This is a genomic window from Streptomyces sp. NPDC036984, assembly GCF_055607665.1.
The window spans coordinates 273,634-292,232 of record NZ_JBVJRL010000004.1; the positions used below are offsets into that span (position 1 = coordinate 273,634).

Here is an 18,599-nt window from a genome sequence, read left to right on the forward strand (position 1 = left end):
ACGCCCCGGCGGGAACCGGCCGTCACGCGCCTTCCTTCAGCACCCGTGACACCAACTGCCGCTGGTCCTCGCTCAGTCGGGGATCGGCCGCGTACACCGTGCGGCCGTCCACCGTGATCTCGTAGCTGAAGCCGTCCGGGACGCCTGTCGAAGGCGTGCCCCGGCCGGACGCGAGGACGCGTTCGGCCAGGTCCTGCCACTCCTGGGCGTCGGGCCGGCCCGAGGTGTCCACCTCGGCCCGGCGCTCGATGCCCGCGAAACCGCCCGTGCGCCGCACTCGAATACGCATGGGTCTGATGTCTAGTACGGAACTAGAGCGTCCGCACCCCCACCTCTTCCCACGCCTTCTGCACGGCCTGGAGTTCGTCCCCGGCGCCGTACCGCTCGCGGGCCGCCTTCACCGTCAGTGTGGCGAAGTCGACGAAGAGGGCGTCCTCCTTCAGTTCGCCGCCGGTGAGCACGTCGTACCAGATCTGTCCGGCCTTCTCCCAGGAGTGACCGCCGAGGGCGGTGGCGGCCAGGTAGAACGCGTGGTTGGGGATGCCCGAGTTGATGTGCACGCCACCGTTGTCGCGGCCGGTGCGGACGTAGTCCTCCATCGTCGCCGGCTGCGGGTCCTTGCCGAGGACGTCGTCGTCGTACGCCGTGCCGGGGGCCTTCATCGAGCGCAGGGCGGTGCCGGTGACGCGCGGGGCGAGGAGCCCGGCGCCGATCAGCCAGTCGGCCTCGGCGGCGGTCTGGCCGAGCGTGTACTGCTTGATCAGCGAGCCGAAGACATCGGAGAGGGATTCGTTGAGCGCGCCGGACTGGCCGTGGTAGTCCAGGTTGGCCGTGTACTGGGTGACGCCGTGGGTCAGCTCGTGGCCGATGACGTCGACCGGGATGGTGAAGTCGAGGAAGATCTCGTTGTCGCCGTCGCCGAACACCATCTGCTCGCCGTTCCAGAAGGCGTTGTCGTAGCCCTCACCGAAGTGCACGGTGGCGTCCAGCGGCAGCCCGTTGCCGTCGATGGAGTTCCGGCCGTACACCTTGAGGTACAGGTCGAAGGTGGCGCCGAGGCCCGCGTAGGCGCGGTTGACCGTGGCGTCGGAGCCGGGCTCGGAGCCCTCCTCGCGGACCTTGGTGCCGGGCAGGTCCTGGGAGTGCTCGGCGTCGTAGACGGTGCGGTGCGGCCGGTCGGCGGCGCCCGCGGGCGGGGCGACGGCGGGCGCACCGAGCACCGTGGTCAGGCGGCGCTTGGTGCGCTGGTAGGCGTCGTGCTCCAGGGACCGGCGGGCCGGGCCGGAGAGCGCGGGGTCCTCGGTGCGGGCGAGCTTGTCGAGGACGTGCGGCGGCACGATCGTGCAGAAGACGGGCTGGAAGCCCCCGTTGGTCGTCATGCCCGGCACCCTTGCACTGTGTGACGCCAGTGTCACTACCTGCCACCATGATTGGTGAAATACCGGGACAGGGAACGCGACGCTCCGTGACGCTGTGGTACGGCGATGTGGTGCAGCACACCTTTTGTCCATTTTCGCCCGGTGGTCCCGCATACTGGGACAGGTCCACGCGCCCGGGAACCGCTCGGCTAGGCTGCGGAGCATCATGCGTTTCTGGCTGCTTCTTCTTAGCTGCCGCGGCGAGGGCCTGTAGTCGAGGCCGACTCCCTCCCCGCGGAGCTTGGCGTTGCGTCGTCGGCCGTCCTTCCGGACATCCTGAGGAGCCTTACGCACCATGGCCAACCGCCAGCAGCCCAGCCCCATGCCGATCCACAAGTACGGCCGCTACGAGCAGGTCGACATCCCGGACCGCACCTGGCCCGACAAGCGGATCACCGCCGCCCCCCGCTGGCTCTCCACCGACCTGCGCGACGGCAACCAGGCCCTGATCGACCCGATGTCGCCCGAGCGCAAGCGCCGGATGTTCGACCAGCTGGTCAAGATGGGCTACAAGGAGATCGAGGTCGGCTTCCCCGCCTCCGGCCAGACCGACTTCGACTTCGTCCGCTCGATCATCGAGGAAGAGGGCGCGATCCCCGAGGACGTGACCATCTCCGTCCTGACCCAGGCCCGCGAGGACCTGATCGAGCGCACCGTGGAGTCCCTGAAGGGCGCCCGCCGGGCCACCGTCCACCTGTACAACGCCACCGCCCCGGTCTTCCGCCGGGTCGTCTTCCGCGGCTCCAAGGACGACATCAAGCAGATCGCCGTCGACGGCACCCGCCTGGTGATGGAGTACGCCGAGAAGCTGCTGGGCCCCGAGACCGAGTTCGGCTACCAGTACAGCCCCGAGATCTTCACCGACACCGAGCTGGACTTCGCGCTGGAGGTCTGCGAGGCGGTCATGGACGTCTACCAGCCGGGCCCGGGCCGCGAGATCATCCTCAACCTGCCCGCCACGGTGGAGCGTTCGACGCCGTCCACGCACGCGGACCGCTTCGAGTGGATGAGCCGCAACCTCTCCCGCCGCGAGTACGTGTGCGTCTCCGTCCACCCGCACAACGACCGCGGCACGGCCGTCGCCGCCGCCGAGCTGGCGCTGATGGCCGGCGCCGACCGCGTCGAGGGCTGCCTGTTCGGACAGGGCGAGCGCACCGGCAACGTCGACCTGGTCACCCTGGGCATGAACCTGTTCTCGCAGGGCGTCGACCCGCAGATCGACTTCTCCGACATCGACGAGATCCGTCGCACGTGGGAGTACTGCAACCAGATGGAGGTCCACCCGCGCCACCCGTACGTGGGCGACCTGGTCTACACGTCCTTCTCCGGCTCCCACCAGGACGCCATCAAGAAGGGCTTCGACGCCATGGAGGCCGACGCCAAGGCCAAGGGCGTCACCGTCGACGACATCGAGTGGGCGGTGCCGTACCTGCCGATCGACCCGAAGGACGTCGGCCGCTCCTACGAGGCCGTCATCCGGGTCAACTCCCAGTCCGGCAAGGGCGGTATCTCCTACGTCCTGAAGAACGACCACAAGCTCGACCTGCCCCGCCGGATGCAGATCGAGTTCTCGAGGATCATCCAGGCGAAGACCGACGCCGAGGGCGGCGAAATCACGCCGAAGGAGATCTGGGCGGTCTTCCAGGACGAGTACCTGCCGAACCCCCAGAACCCGTGGGGCCGCATCCAGGTCAGGACCGGCCAGTCGACCACCGACACCGACGGCGTGGACACCCTCACCGTCGAGGCCACCGTCGACGGCGAGGACCGGGTCCTGTCCGGCTCCGGCAACGGTCCGATCTCGGCCTTCTTCGACGCCCTCCAGTCCATCGGCATCGACGTACGCCTGCTGGACTACCAGGAGCACACGATGAGCGAGGGCGCCTCCGCGCAGGCCGCCTCGTACATCGAATGCGCGATCGACGGCAAGGTCCTGTGGGGGATCGGTATCGACGCGAACACGACGCGTGCGTCGCTGAAGGCGGTCGTCTCCGCGGTGAACCGCGCGGCCCGCTGACCCCGTCCGACCGGGTCCTTCGACGCCCTGACCACCGTGTCCGGCGGTCAGGGCGGCGTCGTTTATCGGCCATCGTGCCCCTCAGGTCACGGAAAGGTCTCTTACGGGGTACTGACTCAGGCTCCGGGATGTGGCTAACATCACGCCAGCACGGCGATGCTGCCGTGCGATTAGGGAGGTGCGACGTGCTGCCAGTACGGGGACGAGACGGCCGTGCCACCAGGGCTGTGCGCATCCTGGGCACCCGCACCGCGTGGACACCCGTCGGGGACGGCGAGTTCTTCTGCCCCGGCTGCGGCGGTGACCGCAACTACCAGCGACTGACCGGCCGTCGCCGCCTCACCCTGCTCGGCGTGCCCGTGCTGCCGCGCGGCACGACCGGACCCGTCGTGGAGTGCGCGGCCTGCCGGCACCACTTCGGCACCGAGGTCCTGGACCACCCCACCACCCGCCGCTTCTCCGCAATGCTCCGCGACGCCGTGCACACCGTCGCCCTCGCCGTGCTCGCCGCGGGCGGCACCTGTTCCCGTACGGCCCTGGAGACGGCCGCCGCCACGGTCCGCGCGGCCGGCTTCGCCGACTGCACCGAGGACCAGCTGGCCGCCCTGGTCGAAGCCCTCGCCGCCGACACCGGAAGGTTCTTCGAGCAGCCGGCCGGCGCGAGTCTGACCATAGAGCTGCACGAGGCCCTGGACCCGCTCGCCCCGCACCTCGCCCCGGCCGGCCGCGAGTCCCTCCTCCTCCAGGCCGCCCGCATCGCACTCGCCGACGGCCCCTACACCCCCGCCGAACGCGACGCCCTCGCCACCGTCGGCGCGGCCCTCACCATCCGCGCCGACGACGTCACCCGCCTGCTGGCCGCGGCCCGCACCCCCTCCTGACCCCGCCCGGCGCTCCCCGATACTCCCCCGGGAGTAACGCCCCTGCGAGGCCACCCCCGGCAGTACCGCCGAACTCGCCCCCACACCCGACGAACACGTCCCTCTCCGGCGGAAGTCTGGAAGCCGTATCCAGAGATCCGTTCCAGAGGGGAGGCCCGTATCCATGGGGGCCACGACTGCACGGGAGACACGCGGGCGGCGGAGGCTGCCGTGGCTGGTGGTGGGGCTGTGGGTGGTCCTGCTGGCAGTGGCGGCGCCGTTCGCCGCCCGGCTCGCCGACGTCCAGCACGACCGAGCCACCGACTACCTGCCGGCGTCCGCCGACTCCACCCAGGTCGCCGAGCTGGAGGAACGGCTGCCGGGCGGCGAGACCACCCGGCTCGTCCTCGTCTACCACCGCGCCGGCACACTCACCGCCGCCGACCGGGCGACCGCCGCCCGGCAGATCCGGGCGATCGCCCGGCAGCACACCCTGACCACCCCGCCCCGGGGCGTCCCGTCCACCGACGGCACCACCCTGCTGTACCCGGTCACCAGCAACGAACCGGGCACCGACGAGAAGCGGCGGGATGCCTTCGTCGCCGACGTCCGCCGAGCCGCTCACAGCGAGGGAGGTCTGACGGTACGGGTCGGCGGTCCGGCCGCCCTCGCCACCGACGCCTCCGGCATCTACTCCTCCCTCGGCGGCCCCCTGCTCTACACCACGATCGGTGCCGTCGCGGTCCTGCTCATCCTCATCTACCGCAGCCCGGTGCTGTGGCTGGTCCCGCTCATCGTCGCCGGCCTGTCCGACCTCCTGGCCCGGTCGGCCGCCTACGGCCTCAACCAGACCCTCGGCACCAGCGTGACCGGCCAGAGCGCCGGCATCATGACCATCCTCGTCTTCGGCGCCGGAACCGACTACGCCCTCCTCCTCGTCGCCCGCTACCGCGAGGAACTCCGGCGCCACGAGCGGCCGTACGACGCCATGCGGGCAGCGCTGCGCGGCTGCGGGCCCGCCGTCCTCGCCTCCTCCGGCACGGTCGCCGCCGGGCTGCTGTGCCTGCTCGCCGCCGACCTCAACTCCAGCCGCGGCATGGGCCCGCTCGGCACCGTCGGCGTGCTGTGCGCCCTGGCCGCGATGCTGACCCTGCTCCCGGCCGTCCTCGTCCTGCTCGGCCGCCGGGTCTTCTGGCCGCTCGTGCCCGCCCACGGCAGCACGCCCACGGTCCGCCGCTCCCTGTTCGCCGCGATGGGCTCCTCCGCCGGGCGCCGCCCGCTGACCGTCCTCGCCTGCGGCGCCGCCCTGCTCGGCGCGCTCGCGCTGGGCACGCTGAACCTGCCCGGCTCGCTCCGGCAGCTGGACACCTTCGTCGACCGGCCCGAGTCCGTGACCGCCATGGAGACCGTGGCCCGGGCCTACCCCGAGCGGTCCGCGCAGCCCATCGAGGTCCTGACCCCGGCCGGCCGGGCCGAAGCCACCCTGGCCGCCGTCCAGGACACCAAGGGAGTGGCGGACGCCCGTCAGGGCCGTACCGGCGGCGGATGGACCGAGATCGCGGTGACCACCTCGGCCCCGCCCGAGTCCGCCGCCGAGACCACCGTCATCGAGGCGCTCCGGCACCGGCTGCCCGGCTCCCACGTCGGCGGCCCCAGCGCCCAGCAGCTCGACCTGCGGGACACCGACGCCCGCGACCGGCTGGTGGTCGTCCCGATGGTCCTCGTCTCGGTGCTGCTCATCCTTCTCGCCCTGCTGCGCTCCCTTCTCGCCCCCCTGCTCCTGGTGGCCGCCGTGGTCGCCGTGTGGGGCGCGGCCCTCGGCCTCGGCGGGCTTCTCTTCGGACCACTGTTCGGCTTCCACGGCACCGACCCGGGGCTCGGCCTGCTGTCCTTCGTCTTCCTGGTCGCCCTCGGCGTCGACTACGGCATCTTCCTGATGCACCGGATGCGGGAGGAGTCCCTCGGCGGGGCGGAGCCCGCGCAGGCCGCGCTGACCGCACTGCGCACGACCGGCGGGGTCATCGCCTCCGCCGGGCTGGTCCTCGCGGCCACCTTCGCCGTGCTCACGAACATGGGCCTGGTGCCGCTGGTCGAGCTCGGCTTCGTCATCGCCGTCGGCGTCCTGCTCGACACCTTCCTGGTCCGCACCTACCTGGTGACCAGCGCGAGCGTGGCACTGGGCCGGCGGGTGTGGTGGCCGGGGCCGCTGTCCCGGACGCCGTCCGCCGGGCGCGAGCGCGTCCCGGAGCCCGTGGCCTGACCTCCGGGCGCCCCGCCCTCGGCAGGGGCGCCCGCCTACCGGAAGATGAAACCCGTGCAGGCAACCATCACCGCCACCCGGCCCCGACGGGCCTTCGCGTCCCTGGACCCCCGGCAGCAGGACGTCTGTCTCGCCGCCGGACTCGCCGTCCTCGCCTCCGGCATCGCCGTCACCGTCGGCAGCGGCCGGCACCCGGACCCGCTCGGCTGGACCCTGCTCCTCGCCCTGCACGCGCCGCTCGCCTGGCGCCGGCGAGCCCCGCTGGCCGTTCTCGCGCTCATGATTCCGCTGATCGCGGTCTACCACCGGCTCGACTACAACCACTCCGCGCCGACCGCCGCGTCCATGGTCGTCCTCTACACGTTCGCGGTGAACGCGAGCCCCCGGCACACGGCCCTCGTCGGCTGCGCCGTCGTCGCGCTCATGGCCGTCCTGAAGATCGACCACGGGACGGCCGGGCTGGCGGTGACCTTCCAGATCACCGGCTGGATCGTCTCCATGCTCGTCCTCGGCGGCTACATCCGCGCCCACCGGGAGAACGCCGCCGCCGCGCTGGAGCGGGCCGAACGCGCCGAACGGACCCGGGAGGAGGAGGCCCGCCGCCGGGTCGCCGAGGAACGCCTGCGCATCGCCCGGGACCTGCACGACCTGCTCGCCCACAGCATCACCCTCATCGGGGTGCAGACCTCGGTCGCCGCGCACGTCCTGGCCGCCGACCCCGACCGCCTCGACCGCACGGCAGTCGCCCGCGCCCTGGACGACATCGCCGAGACCTGCCGCACGGCCCGCGGCGAACTCCGCACGACCCTGGAGGTGCTGCGCGACCCCGGCTCCCCGGACGCCCGTGACCCGCTGCCCGGCCTGCACGGCCTTGCCGACCTGGCGAAGACGGCGGGCGCCCGCGTCGACCTGTCGGTACAGGCCGGCGAGGTCCCGCCCGCCGTGGGGGCCGCCGCCTACCGGATCGTGCAGGAGGCGCTCACCAACGCCGTGCGCCACGGCGGCCGGGACGACCTCACCGTCCGGGTGGGTGTCCGGCGGGCGGAGGGCGCCCTGCGGGTGCGGGTCACCGACGACGGAGCGGGTGGCGGCGACCGGGCCGTGGGCACGTCCGGCTTCGGGCTCGTCGGCATGCGGGAGCGGGCCCGCAGCGTCGGCGGGACGGTCGAGGCCGGGCCGCGCACGGACGGCCGGGGCTTCGAGGTGCGCGCCCTCCTGCCGCTGGGGGAGGAGCGATGATCCGAGTGCTGCTCGCCGACGACCAGACCCTGGTCCGGGCCGCCTTCGCGATGCTGGTGGAGTCCGCGCCGGACATGGTGGTCGTGGGCCAGGCGGGCACCGGCCGGGAGGCGGTCGACCTCGCCCGCACCGAACGCGCCGACCTCGTGCTGATGGACATCCGCATGCCCCGCCTGGACGGCATCGAGGCCACCCGGATCATCGCCGCCGACAAGGACCTCGCCGGGCTGCGGGTGCTGGTCCTCACCACGTACGACACCGACGAGAACATCGTCGACGCGCTGCGCGCAGGTGCCTCCGGCTTCCTGGTCAAGGACACCCGCCCGGCCGATCTCCTCGACGCGATCCGCACGGTCGCCGCCGGAGACGCCCTGCTCTCCCCGGGGCCCACCGCACGGCTGATCGAGCGGTTTCTGCGCAGCCCGTCCACCCCGGCGACGGGCGGCCCCGAGTGCCTGTCGGACCGGGAGCGGGAGGTGCTGACACTGGTCGCCCGAGGCCTCAACAACACCGAGATCGCCGAGGTGTTGGGGCTCAGCCCGCTCACCGCCAAGACCCACGTCAGCCGGATCATGGGCAAGGTCGGCGCCCGGGACCGGGCCCAGCTGGTGATCCTGGGCTACGAATCGGGGCTGGTGATCCCGGGGAACATCAGCGGGTGACCCCGCGCAGCCGCTCCCTGCTCACCAGCCTGGCGCTCCTGACCTCGCTCACCGCCCGGATGCCCGCGCACGCCGCGTCCGGCGGCTGTGTCTCCTCCCTGCCGTACGAGTCGGGGCGCGGCGGATACGCCACCTACCGCATCCCCGCCGTGGTGAAGACCAGGCACGGTACGGTCCTCGCCTTCGCCGAGGGCCGGCGCGGCAGTGCCGGTGACACCGGTGACATCGATGTGGTCCTGCGCCGCTCCACCGACGGCGGCTGCACCTGGGGCCCGCTGCGCGTGGTGGCCGCCGGGCACGGGAACACCCGGGGCAACCCGGCGCCCGTGGTCGACCCGCGCACCGGTGCCGTCGTCGTGGTGACCTGCGCCAACGGCGGGACCGTGACCGAGGGGCAGATCATGCGCGGCGAGGTCGCCCCGGAGCGGGGCCGCCGGGTGTTCGTGCAGCGCAGCTGGGACGACGGCCGGCGCTTCACGCCCCCGCGGGACATCACCGCGGAGGTGACGCGGCCCGGCTGGCGCTGGTACGCCACCGGCCCCGGCCACGCCGTCGCCCTCACCCGGGGGCCCCACACCGGCCGCCTGCTCATCCCCGCCAACCACTCCGCGGCTCCGCCCGCCGGCTCCCGCGACACCGGGCAGGAGCCCCGGTACTACGGCGGCCACGCCCTGTACAGCGACGACACCGGCCGCACCTGGCACCTCGGCTTCGTGGACGCCACCTACGACGGCAGGACCAACACCAACGAGACGAGCGCCGCCCAACTCCCCGACGGGGGCGTCTACTTCAGCGCCCGCGACCAGAACGGCAGCGTGCCCGGCAACCGCCTCGACGCCTACTCCGGCGACGGTGGCCGCACCCTCGACCGCCCCTACACCGTGCAACCGGCCCTGAACGACGTCCCGGTGGTCCAGGGCAGCGTCCTTCAGCTCCGCGGCGCCGACGCCCCGCTGCTGTTCTCCGCCCCCTCCGTGCCGACCGCCCGCCGCGCCCTGGCCCTGTGGGCCGGCACGGACGCCGGCCGCACCTTCACCAGGCTGCTCACCCTCTCGGACCGCCCGGCCGCCTACTCCGACCTGGTCCAGCTCACCCACGACACGATCGGCGTGCTCTACGAGACCGGCGCCCGAAGCCCCTACGAATCCCTGGAGTTCCGCAGGTTCCGCCTGCCCTGGGGCGGCCCTCAGCGCCGGTGATCGCCCAGGCCCAGCAGCCCGGCGGCCGCCAGGAACTTGCCGACCCGCTCGACCTCGTCGCCGGACAGCGGGACCTGTGGCTCGGCGGTCGCCGGGCAGTCGATCACACCCCGCAGATGCAGCGCCGCCTTGAACGCGCCCAGCGCCGACGAACTGCCGCCCATCCGCGCCCGGTCCCCGGCACCGGTCAGCCCGAACAGCGCGCACAGCCGCTCCTGTTCGGTCCGCGCGGCCTCCCAGTCGCCCGCCCGGCACTGCCGGTAGAGGCGGACATAGCCATGCGGGTCGACATTGGCCAGGCCCGGCACTGCCCCGTCGGCGCCCAGCGCCAGCGCGGCGTCGGCGATCAGCTCGGAGCCGGTCAGCACGCTGAAGCCGGGGTGGGCCCGAGCGCCGGTGACGACGTCCCGGAAGGCCGCCAGATCCCCGCTGGAGTCCTTGATCCCGGCCAGCACACCGTCCCCGGCGAGCCCCAGCACCAGGTCGGCGGGGAGCTTGGTGTGCACGGCGACGGGGATGTCGTAGGCGATCACCGGAACCGGGCTGGCGGCGGCGATGCGGCGGTAGTGGTGGACGATCTCCGAGGGGTGGGTGCGGGCGTAGAAGGGAGCGGTGACGACGACGGCCCGGGCGCCGGCCGCGGTGACCGCCGAGACCTGGTCCAGGACGCGCGGAGTGGTCATGTCGATGGCGCCCGCGAGGACGGGCAGCTGACCGGCCACGTGCGCGGTGACGGCCTCCACCACCTGCCGGCGCTGCCGGTCCGTCAGGAAGGCGGCCTCCGAGGTGGAGCCGAGCAGGAACAGCCCGTGCACCCCGGCCTCCACCAGAAAGTCGACCAGGCGCAGCAGCGAGCGCACGTCCACCTCGCGCTCCGGCGTCAGCGGAGTGCAGACGGGAGGGACGACACCGGTCAACTGCACTGATTCGTTCGCCTCCGGGGCGTTGCGCGCCGGCTCACTGGATGCGGGGAAGGACATTCAGGGCTCCTGGCTTGCTAGGTCTCGCGTCGACTGGTCCTCCTCCACAGGATGGTGACACCGGTAGCGGTGTCCGGGCTGCGACGCGGCCGAGAAGTCCGGCATCACCTGGGCGCACACCTCGTCGGCCTTCCAGCACCGGGTGCGGAACGGGCAGCCGCTCGGCGGGCGGGTCGCCGAGGGCACCGGACCGGACAGCGGGATCGGGGCGATGGGGTCCAGCAGGCCGGGGGTGGCCGAGAACAGGGCGCGCGTGTACGGGTGCCTGGCGCTGTCGGGGACCCGGCCGGCCGGGGTCTCCTCCACGATCCGGCCCAGGTACATGGTGATCACCCGGTCGCTCATCCGCCGTACCGTCTGGATGTCGTGCGAGACGAAGACCAGCGCGAGACCGAGGCGTTCCCTCAGGTCCAGCAGCAGGTTGAGGATCTGCGCCCGGACCGACACGTCCAGGGCGCTGGTCGGCTCGTCGGCGACGACCAGGGCCGGGTCCAGGGCGAGCGCGCGGGCGATGGCGACGCGCTGCCGCTGCCCGCCGGACAGCTGCCCGGGCAGGGCGTCGGACAGGGCGCGGGGGAGCCCCACCAGGGCCATCAGCTCCCGCACCCGGTCCTCCCGTTCGGCCCGGCCGCCGCGCTGGTGGACGTCCAGCGGGTCGCGCAGGATGCGGCGGATCGTCAGCCGGCGGTTCAGGGCCGTCGACGGGTCCTGGAAGATCATGCCGGTGCCCGCGCCGACCGCGGCCCGGCGTTCGGCGGGCGGCATCGCCCACAGGTCCCGGCCCTGGAACGACACCGTGCCCGAGACCGGCCGCTGGATGCCCACCAGTACCTTCGCCAGCGTCGACTTCCCGCACCCCGACTCGCCGACCACGCCGACCGTCTCCCCGGGTGCCACGCAGAGACCGGCGCCGGTCAGGGCGTACACCCGGTCCCGCCGGAACAGGCCGCCGGTGCGCGCCTTGTGCACGACGTGCGCGTCCCGCACCTCCACGACAGCGGTCACTGCAGCGCCTCCTCGCTCTCCGCCGATGTCGGCTCCACCGCCGGGTGGTGACAGGCGGTCGTGTGCGCCGGGGTGCCCGCGAGGACCGGGGCGGACCGGTGGCACACCTCGGTGGCGAGTGGGCAGCGGTCGGCGAACCGGCAGCCCGCCGGGAAGTCGGCCGGGGCCGGGACGACCCCCTTGATCTGCGTCATCCGCTCCTCGGCCGACTCCAGCGAGAGCACGCTGCCGAGCAGGCCGCGCGTGTAGTGGTGGGCCGGAGCCGCCACCAGGTCGGCGGTCACCCCGCTCTCCACGATCTGCCCGCCGTACATCACCACTACCCGGTCGGTGATGTCGGCGACCAGCGCCAGGTCGTGCGAGACCAGGATCAGCGCGAAGCCCAGCTCCGCGCGCAGCCCGAGCAGCAGCTCCATGACCTGGGCCTGCACGGTGACGTCCAGGGCGGTGGTCGGCTCGTCGGCGACGATCAGCTTCGGGTCACGGGAGAGGGCCATGGCGATGAGCACGCGCTGGCGCTGGCCGCCGGACAGCTCGTGCGGATAGCTGCGCAGGGTGCGCTCCGGGTCGAGACCGACCAGTGACAGCAGCTCCCGCGGGCTGCGCCGGCCGCCGCGCCGGACGAGCTGCTTCAGCTGGGCGCGGATGGTCATGGCCGGATTCAGGGAGGACAGGGCGTCCTGGTAGACCATGGCCATCTCGTGGCCGAGCAGCCGCCGCCGCACCCGCATCGGCTCGGCGAGCAGATCCCGCTGCCTGAACCGCACCTGGCCGCCGATCCGGGCGCCTTTCGGCGCCAGGCCCATGACCGTGAGCGCGGTCAGCGACTTGCCGCAGCCCGACTCGCCCACCAGCCCGAGGACCTCACCGGGATACACCTCGAAGCTGACCCCGGCCACGATGTCCACACCCCGGTGCCGGTCCGGGAAGCCGATGGCGAGGTCCTCCACGGCGAGCACCGGCCCGCCGCTCCGGTCGGGCAGCGGCCGGGCCCGGGAGCGCAGCCGCCGGGCGGCCTCGGTGAGACCGGGGAGCGGCAGCACCTCGCCGGTGCCGGGCTCGGGCGTCTCCAGCCGGTCCTCCGGCGCCCGCACCTCCCTCGGGGCGGGCGCGGCCCACGCGTCCGACACGCCCTCGGAGAGGATGTTCAGCGACAGCACGGTGAGCAGGATCAGCAGTCCGGGGAAGACGGTCGCCCACCAGCCGCCGGTCAGCACCATGTTCTTGCCGTCGGCGATGACACTGCCCCAGGAGGGGTCCGGGGGCCGGACGCCCGCGCCGATGAAGGACAGGGACGCCTCGAACACGATGGCCTCGGCGACCTGGACCGTGCAGAACACCAGCACCGGGGCGGCACAGTTGACGGCCACGTGCCGCAGCACGATGTGCGGGGTGCGGGCGCCGATCACCCGCTCGGCGGTGACGTAGTCCTCGCCGTACTGGTCGAGTACGTTGGCCCGCACGACCCGCGCCACCGGCGGCGTGAACAGGAACGCGATGGCGCAGATCAGCACGCCGATCCCGCCGCCGAACACGGCGACCAGCACGGCCGCGAGCGCGATGCCCGGGAACGCCATCACCACGTCGAGGCAGCGCATCAGCGTCTCGTCCACCGCCTTGCGGGAGGTGGCGGCGAGCGCCCCGAGCACGGCGCCGACGACGAGCGCGAGCGCGGTCGCGCCCAGCCCGATCGCCAGCGACCACCGGGCGCCGTACATCAGCCGGCTCAGGATGTCCCGGCCCAGGCTGTCCTGTCCCATCCAGTGCGCGGCGGACGGCGCCCCGGTCCCGCCGGCCGGGTCCTGCTGGTCGAGCGGATCGTCCGGGGCCAGGACCGGCGCGAGGACGGCGACCAGCACGACCACGGCCAGGAAGCAGACGGCGACCTTCGACAGCAGCGGCAGCCGGCGCGGGCCGCGCAGCCGGACGCCGGGCCGGGACAGCCGCTCGGTGAGGCTCGCGCGCGTGACCATCAGCCCGCCCTCAGTCGTGGGTTGACCAGCAGATACAGAATGTCGATGACGAGGTTGACGACGACGAACCCGGTGGCTGTGGTGAGCACGACGCCCTGCACCACCGCCGGGTCCCCGTTCTGCACGGCGTCGATCATCAGCTTGCCCATGCCGGGCAGGGAGAAGATCGTCTCGATGACGACCGCGCCGCCGAGCAGGTAGCCGACCCGCAGGCCGAGCACGGTGAGCGGATTGACCAGGGCGTTGCGCAGCACGTTCCGGCCGACCACCACCCGGGGCGGCAGCCCGCTCCCGACGGCCGTACGGACGTAGTCCCTGTCCAGCTCCTCCACCACGGACGTCCGGACGATCCGGGTCAGCTGGGCGGCGACCGGCAGGGACAGGGCGACGGCGGGCAGGGCCATGGTCTTCAGCCAGCCGGTGACGGAGTCGGCCGGGTTGATGTAGCCGCCGGTCGGGAACCAGCCCCGGTCGACGGCCAGGTACTGGATCATCAGCAGCGCCAGCCAGAACCCGGGCGCGGCCACTCCGACCAGCGAGACGACCCGGATGAACTGGTCGGGCAGCCGGTCCCGGTACACGGCCGCCGTGACCCCGCCCGCCAGCGCCAGCACGACCGCGAGGGCGAGGCCGAGGAAAGTCAGCTGGAGGGTGAGCGGCAGCGCGGTGGTGACCTGGTCGACCACCGGGGCGCGGGTCAGGGCGCTGGTGCCGAGGTCGCCGCGGAGCAGGTCGCCGACGAAGTGGACGTACCGCACCGGCAGCGGGTCCAGCAGCCCGTTGCGCTCCCGGAAGTCGTGCAGCTGCTGCGGGGTCGGATTGGCGCCCTGGAAGAACGCGGACGCCGGGTCGACGTCCGAGAACCGCATCACCAGGAACACGAACAGCACGATGCCGAGGAGCAGCGGTACGAGCAGGGCGATGCGGCGGAGCAGGATCCGTACGACGGCCGTCATGCCGTCAGATCCAGTTGGCCTGGAGCAGATTGATGCCCGGGTACGGCTGGGCCCTTATCCCGCTGAGCTCGCGCGCGTCCCAGGCGGTCATCAGCTCGTTGTGGACGACCGGGTAGAGCACGGCCTGCTCGGCGACGACGTCGATGTAGTCCTGGATCATCGCCTTCTTCTTCGCGGGATCCGGTTCCCGGGTCGCCCGGTCCATGTCGGTGAAGAGCCGCCGGGCGACCGGGTGGCCGCCCCACCGCGTGTACCGCATCCACAGGTTCTCGGGGCCGTAGTTGTAGTGCATGATCAGGTCGGCGTCGAGCCCGAACTGGTTCGGGTTGGAGGCCGCCGCCACCACCTGGTAGTCCTGCTTCTGGTCCATCTTGGTGAAGACGGCCGTGGTCTCCTGCGGCGCCAGGGTGGTCTCGACGCCGATCGCGTCCCAGGAGGACTTGATGGTCGGCAGACAGTCGACGATCCAGCTGACGTTCACCGCGAGGATCTCGACCGTGAGGTTCTTCACCCCCGCGGCCCTCAGCAGCGCCTTCGCCTTCGCCGGGTCGTGGTCGTAGACGGTCCCGGCCCGCCGGTAGCCGGGGTTTCCCTCGTCGAGGAACGAGGACGCCGGCTTTCCGTGCCCCTTCAGCGCGACCCGCACCATCTTCTCGGTGTCGATGGCGTAGTGCAGCGCCTGCCGCACCCGGACGTCGTCGAAGGGCTTGTGCCGGGTGTTGAACATCAGGAAGAGGTTGTTCATCCCGGCGCCGCCCGCGACCTTCAGACCGCCCTGTTCCAGCCGGGGGATGTTCGCGTAGGGGATGTTGTCCGCGACCTGCGCGCCGGCACCGGTCCCGGAGATCTTCGCGACACGGGGAGCGGCGTCCACGATGGTGAGCCAGTTCATCTTCCGGAAGGCCGGCTTGCGCGGGCCGTTGTACGCGGCGAACGCCTCGAAGGCGGTGTTGGACTTCGGATGGTGCGCGGTCTGCCGGTACGGCCCCGAGCCCACCGCCAGCCCCTTGATCGCGTCGTCCCAGGCACCGGGCCGGGAGAACACGTGCTTCGGCATGATCTTGGCGAGGGTGAGCCGGGAGAGCCCGTCCGGGAAGGGGAACTTCAGCACCAGCTCGACGGTCCCCGCGTCGACCTTGCGGACGCTCTTCAGCCAGGAGACGAAGAAGCCCTTGGCGAGGGTCTGCGTCTTCGGGTCCAGGATCCGGTCGAAGACGAACACGACGTCGTCGGCGGTGACGGGCTTGCCGTCGTGGAAGGTCGCGCCCGGGCGGAGGGTGAACCGCCAGGTGGTGGCGCTCGGATCCGCCGGGATCTCGGTGCCGAGCGCCGGATACGGCGCCCGGGTGATCGGGTCGGTGTCCAGCAGCCCCTCGTAGATGTGGTTGTTGGCGGCCATCGCGAACGCCGACGCGGTCTGGGTCGGATCCCAGCTGCCGTCGTTGCCGTACCCGATCACGGCGGTCAGCGTCCGGTCCTTGCCGGTGCCGCCGCCCCCGGTGTCGTTCGTGGACTCCGGGCCGGTCGAGCAGCCGGCCAGCACGGGCGGCAGGGCGAGGGCCGCGCCGAGCGTGCCCGCGTAGCTCAGGAACTGCCGGCGGTGGGGTGCCGGTACGTCGGGGGTCACGTCGTCGTCGCGCACGGGTCCTCCAGCGGGTGGATGGGGGAGGGTGGGAGGTGAGATACGACGTCCTACGTCCTACGTCCGGTCGGTAGCGCGACCATAGGAGGGCCCCCGGGGGCGGTCAAGAGCGCGCACACGAATGGCCCAGCCGCCACAGGTCGGGACCGCTGAAGGCGCGGCGGACACCCCTGGGTGCGGCCCCGCCCGGGGCGCACACGAGCGCCCCGGCCTCGTCCGAGCGGTGACGTTCCGCCTCGTCGGGGCGCAGGCTGCCGCCGAGTGTAGAGGCGGAGCGTCACCCTGGGTGCGCAAAGAGTGAAACTCGGAAAGGCGGGGGAGCACCGTGGGGGTGCGGCGAACCCCACGGGGCGCCGTCTGTCGAGGAGTCGGAGGAGAAGTCGAAGTGGTGAAGCCTGCCGTCGGCAGCCATGTCATGGACACCCGGACCGGCAAGGTCGGCATCGTCATGGGGCATGAGGGGCCGTACGTGCAGCTGAGACCGTACGGCGGAGGGCGCGAATGGGATGCCGAACCCGGTGCGCTGCGCAGCGCCACCCCCGCCGAGCGGCTCAGCGCGGCGACCGCCCACGCCAACGCCCGCAGTCGCGGAGAGGCGCCCTAGCCGCTCCCCGCATGGGCGAGAATGGTGCCATGAGTCTGTTCCGCGACGACGGCATCGTGCTGCGCACCCAGAAGCTCGGGGAAGCGGACCGGATCATGCTGTGCTCGCCCGGGGGCCGACCCCCGGACCCCCGGCCGGGAGCTCGTGGGGGTGTCCGGTGAGTCTGTTCCGCGACGACGGCATCGTGCTGCGCACCCAGAAGCTCGGGGAAGCGGACCGGATCATCACGCTGCTCACCCGCAGTCACGGTCGGGTACGGGCCGTTGCCCGGGGCGTGCGGCGCACCAAGTCGAAATTCGGGGCCCGGCTGGAGCCCTTCTCCCACGTCGACGTGCAGTTCTTCGCGCGCGGGAGCGAGCTGATCGGGCGTGGGCTGCCGCTGTGCACGCAGAGCGAGACGATCGCCCCGTACGGCGGCGGGATCGTCACCGACTACGCGCGGTACACCGCCGGGACCGCCATGCTGGAGACCGCCGAGCGGTTCACGGACCACGAGGGCGAGCCGGCCGTGCAGCAGTACCTGCTGCTGGTCGGCGCGTTGCGCACGCTCGCCCGGGGTGAGCACGCGCCGCACCTCGTCCTCGACGCCTTCCTGCTGCGCTCCCTCGCCGTCAACGGGTACGCGCCCAGCTTCGGCGACTGCGCGAGGTGCGGGATGCCCGGCCCGAACCGGTTCTTCTCGGTCGCCTCCGGCGGCTCCGTCTGCGTCGACTGCCGGGTGCCCGGCAGCGTCGTACCGTCCCCGCAGACTCTGGTACTGCTGGGGGCGCTGCTTACGGGAGACTGGGAGACGGCGGACGCGTGCGAGGCGCGGTACGTCCGCGAGGGCAGCGGGCTGGTGTCGGCCTACCTGCACTGGCACCTGGAGCGCGGGCTGCGCTCCCTCCGGTACGTAGAGAAGTAGTTCACGGTCGAGGAGACGAGAAGCACATGGTCGTACGCGGGATCCTGGGGCGCCAGCGGCGCGAGTACAAGGCGCCGGAGCCGCACCCGTCCGGCGCCCGCGCACCCAAGCTCCCGGGTGAGCTGGTGCCGAACCACGTGGCGATCGTCATGGACGGCAACGGGCGATGGGCCAAGGAGCGGGGCCTGCCGCGCACCGAGGGGCACAAGGTCGGTGCCGAGCGGGTGCTCGACGTGCTCCAGGGCTCGATCGAGATCGGTGTGCGCAACATCTCCCTGTACGCCTTCTCCACCGAGAACTGGAAGCGCTCGCCCGACGAGGTCCGCTTCCTGATGAACTTCAACCGCGACTTCATCCGCAAGACCCGCGACCAGCTCGACGAACTCGGCATCCGGGTGCGCTGGGTGGGCCGGATGCCCAAGCTGTGGAAGTCGGTCGCCAAGGAGCTCCAGGTCGCCCAGGAGCAGACCAAGGGCAACGACCTGCTCACCCTGTACTTCTGCATGAACTACGGCGGGCGCGCCGAGCTCGCCGACGCGGCGCAGGCCATCGCCGAGGACGTGAAGGCGGGCCGCCTCGACCCGTCCAAGGTCAGCGAGAAGACCATCCAGAAGTACCTGTACTACCCGGACATGCCGGACGTCGACCTGTTCCTGCGGCCGAGCGGTGAGCAGCGCACCTCCAACTACCTGCTCTGGCAGAGCGCGTACGCCGAGATGGTCTTCCAGGACGTGCTGTGGCCCGACTTCGACCGGCGCGACCTGTGGCGGGCCTGCGTCGAGTTCGCCTCCCGCGACCGGCGCTTCGGCGGAGCCGTGCCGAACGAGGAACTGCTCGCCATGGAAGCCGCCATGAAGGGCGGGTCCACCTCGTAGCCACC

At 72.3% G+C, this 18,599-nt stretch carries 17 protein-coding genes; 10 read left to right on the forward strand and 7 right to left on the reverse strand.

Going from position 1 to position 18,599, the window contains the following annotated elements; translation table 11 throughout:
* Positions 1–22 precede the first annotated feature (22 nt).
* Together ACZ7DL_RS10600 and ACZ7DL_RS10605 are read right to left on the reverse strand one after the other, a co-directional pair.
* Positions 23–289 carry a protealysin inhibitor emfourin gene (locus tag ACZ7DL_RS10600; RefSeq protein ID WP_470773156.1) on the reverse strand — a complete coding sequence of 89 codons (267 nt, stop codon included), beginning with the start codon at positions 287–289 and terminating at the stop codon, positions 23–25.
* A gap of 22 nt (positions 290–311) precedes the next feature.
* A complete protein-coding gene (locus ACZ7DL_RS10605) occupies positions 312–1,379 on the reverse strand; it encodes a M4 family metallopeptidase (protein WP_470773158.1) in 1,068 nt (355 codons plus the stop codon).
* A 334-nt stretch (positions 1,380–1,713) separates the two neighbouring features.
* Here ACZ7DL_RS10605 and leuA point away from each other — a divergent pair, with 334 nt between their 5' ends.
* The 6 genes from leuA to ACZ7DL_RS10635 all read left to right on the forward strand — a co-directional run bounded on the left by leuA (position 1,714) and on the right by ACZ7DL_RS10635 (position 9,655).
* Positions 1,714–3,435 carry a 2-isopropylmalate synthase gene (leuA, locus tag ACZ7DL_RS10610; protein WP_470773161.1) on the forward strand — a complete coding sequence of 574 codons (1,722 nt, stop codon included), beginning with the start codon at positions 1,714–1,716 and terminating at the stop codon, positions 3,433–3,435.
* Positions 3,436–3,620: 185 nt separating this feature from the next.
* Positions 3,621–4,316: a TerB family tellurite resistance protein gene (locus ACZ7DL_RS10615; protein ID WP_470773162.1), complete on the forward strand. Its 696-nt coding sequence runs from the start codon at positions 3,621–3,623 to the stop codon at positions 4,314–4,316.
* Between the two features lie 163 nt (positions 4,317–4,479).
* Positions 4,480–6,555: an MMPL family transporter gene (locus ACZ7DL_RS10620; RefSeq protein ID WP_470773164.1), complete on the forward strand. Its 2,076-nt coding sequence runs from the start codon at positions 4,480–4,482 to the stop codon at positions 6,553–6,555.
* A 45-nt stretch (positions 6,556–6,600) separates the two neighbouring features.
* Complete coding sequence (locus tag ACZ7DL_RS10625) at positions 6,601–7,794, forward strand: sensor histidine kinase (RefSeq protein WP_470773166.1); 1,194 nt, start codon at positions 6,601–6,603, stop codon at positions 7,792–7,794.
* Complete coding sequence (locus ACZ7DL_RS10630) at positions 7,791–8,456, forward strand: response regulator (protein WP_470773168.1); 666 nt, start codon at positions 7,791–7,793, stop codon at positions 8,454–8,456. Before ACZ7DL_RS10625 ends, ACZ7DL_RS10630 begins: the two co-directional genes overlap by 4 nt.
* Complete coding sequence (locus tag ACZ7DL_RS10635; protein WP_470773169.1) at positions 8,453–9,655, forward strand: sialidase family protein; 1,203 nt, start codon at positions 8,453–8,455, stop codon at positions 9,653–9,655. Before ACZ7DL_RS10630 ends, ACZ7DL_RS10635 begins: the two co-directional genes overlap by 4 nt.
* On the opposite strand, the gene ACZ7DL_RS10640 is transcribed toward ACZ7DL_RS10635, so the two are convergent.
* From ACZ7DL_RS10640 to ACZ7DL_RS10660, 5 genes are read right to left on the reverse strand one after another with little or no spacing between them, the layout of a single operon-like run.
* Positions 9,643–10,635 carry a dihydrodipicolinate synthase family protein gene (locus ACZ7DL_RS10640; RefSeq protein WP_470773171.1) on the reverse strand — a complete coding sequence of 331 codons (993 nt, stop codon included), beginning with the start codon at positions 10,633–10,635 and terminating at the stop codon, positions 9,643–9,645. The two genes, ACZ7DL_RS10635 and ACZ7DL_RS10640, sit on opposite strands and share 13 nt — an antisense overlap.
* A complete protein-coding gene (locus tag ACZ7DL_RS10645; RefSeq protein WP_470773173.1) occupies positions 10,636–11,640 on the reverse strand; it encodes an oligopeptide/dipeptide ABC transporter ATP-binding protein in 1,005 nt (334 codons plus the stop codon). It abuts the gene before it with no gap.
* A complete protein-coding gene (locus ACZ7DL_RS10650; protein ID WP_470773175.1) occupies positions 11,637–13,613 on the reverse strand; it encodes a dipeptide/oligopeptide/nickel ABC transporter permease/ATP-binding protein in 1,977 nt (658 codons plus the stop codon). The genes ACZ7DL_RS10645 and ACZ7DL_RS10650 overlap by 4 nt, the downstream gene beginning before the upstream one ends.
* Positions 13,613–14,569, reverse strand: a complete 957-nt coding sequence (locus ACZ7DL_RS10655; protein ID WP_470773177.1) for an ABC transporter permease — start codon at positions 14,567–14,569, stop codon at positions 13,613–13,615. The genes ACZ7DL_RS10650 and ACZ7DL_RS10655 overlap by 1 nt, the downstream gene beginning before the upstream one ends.
* 4 nt (positions 14,570–14,573) lie before the next feature.
* Positions 14,574–16,211, reverse strand: a complete 1,638-nt coding sequence (locus ACZ7DL_RS10660) for an ABC transporter substrate-binding protein (RefSeq protein ID WP_470773179.1) — start codon at positions 16,209–16,211, stop codon at positions 14,574–14,576.
* Between the two features lie 388 nt (positions 16,212–16,599).
* Between ACZ7DL_RS10660 and ACZ7DL_RS10665 the strand changes: the two genes are divergently transcribed.
* Genes ACZ7DL_RS10665 through ACZ7DL_RS10680 form a run of 4 tightly spaced genes read left to right on the forward strand, consistent with a single transcriptional unit; the run spans position 16,600 to position 18,594 of the window.
* Positions 16,600–16,815 (forward strand): hypothetical protein, encoded by a 216-nt coding sequence (locus tag ACZ7DL_RS10665; RefSeq protein ID WP_470773581.1) that lies wholly within the window; start codon positions 16,600–16,602, stop codon positions 16,813–16,815.
* Between the two features lie 29 nt (positions 16,816–16,844).
* A complete protein-coding gene (locus ACZ7DL_RS10670; protein ID WP_470773182.1) occupies positions 16,845–16,976 on the forward strand; it encodes a hypothetical protein in 132 nt (43 codons plus the stop codon).
* Positions 16,973–17,719, forward strand: coding sequence for a DNA repair protein RecO (gene recO / locus ACZ7DL_RS10675; RefSeq protein ID WP_470773184.1), 747 nt, complete (start codon positions 16,973–16,975; stop codon positions 17,717–17,719). The genes ACZ7DL_RS10670 and recO overlap by 4 nt, the downstream gene beginning before the upstream one ends.
* A 26-nt stretch (positions 17,720–17,745) precedes the next feature.
* Positions 17,746–18,594: an isoprenyl transferase gene (locus tag ACZ7DL_RS10680; protein ID WP_470773186.1), complete on the forward strand. Its 849-nt coding sequence runs from the start codon at positions 17,746–17,748 to the stop codon at positions 18,592–18,594.
* The last annotated feature ends 5 nt before the right edge of the window (positions 18,595–18,599 follow it).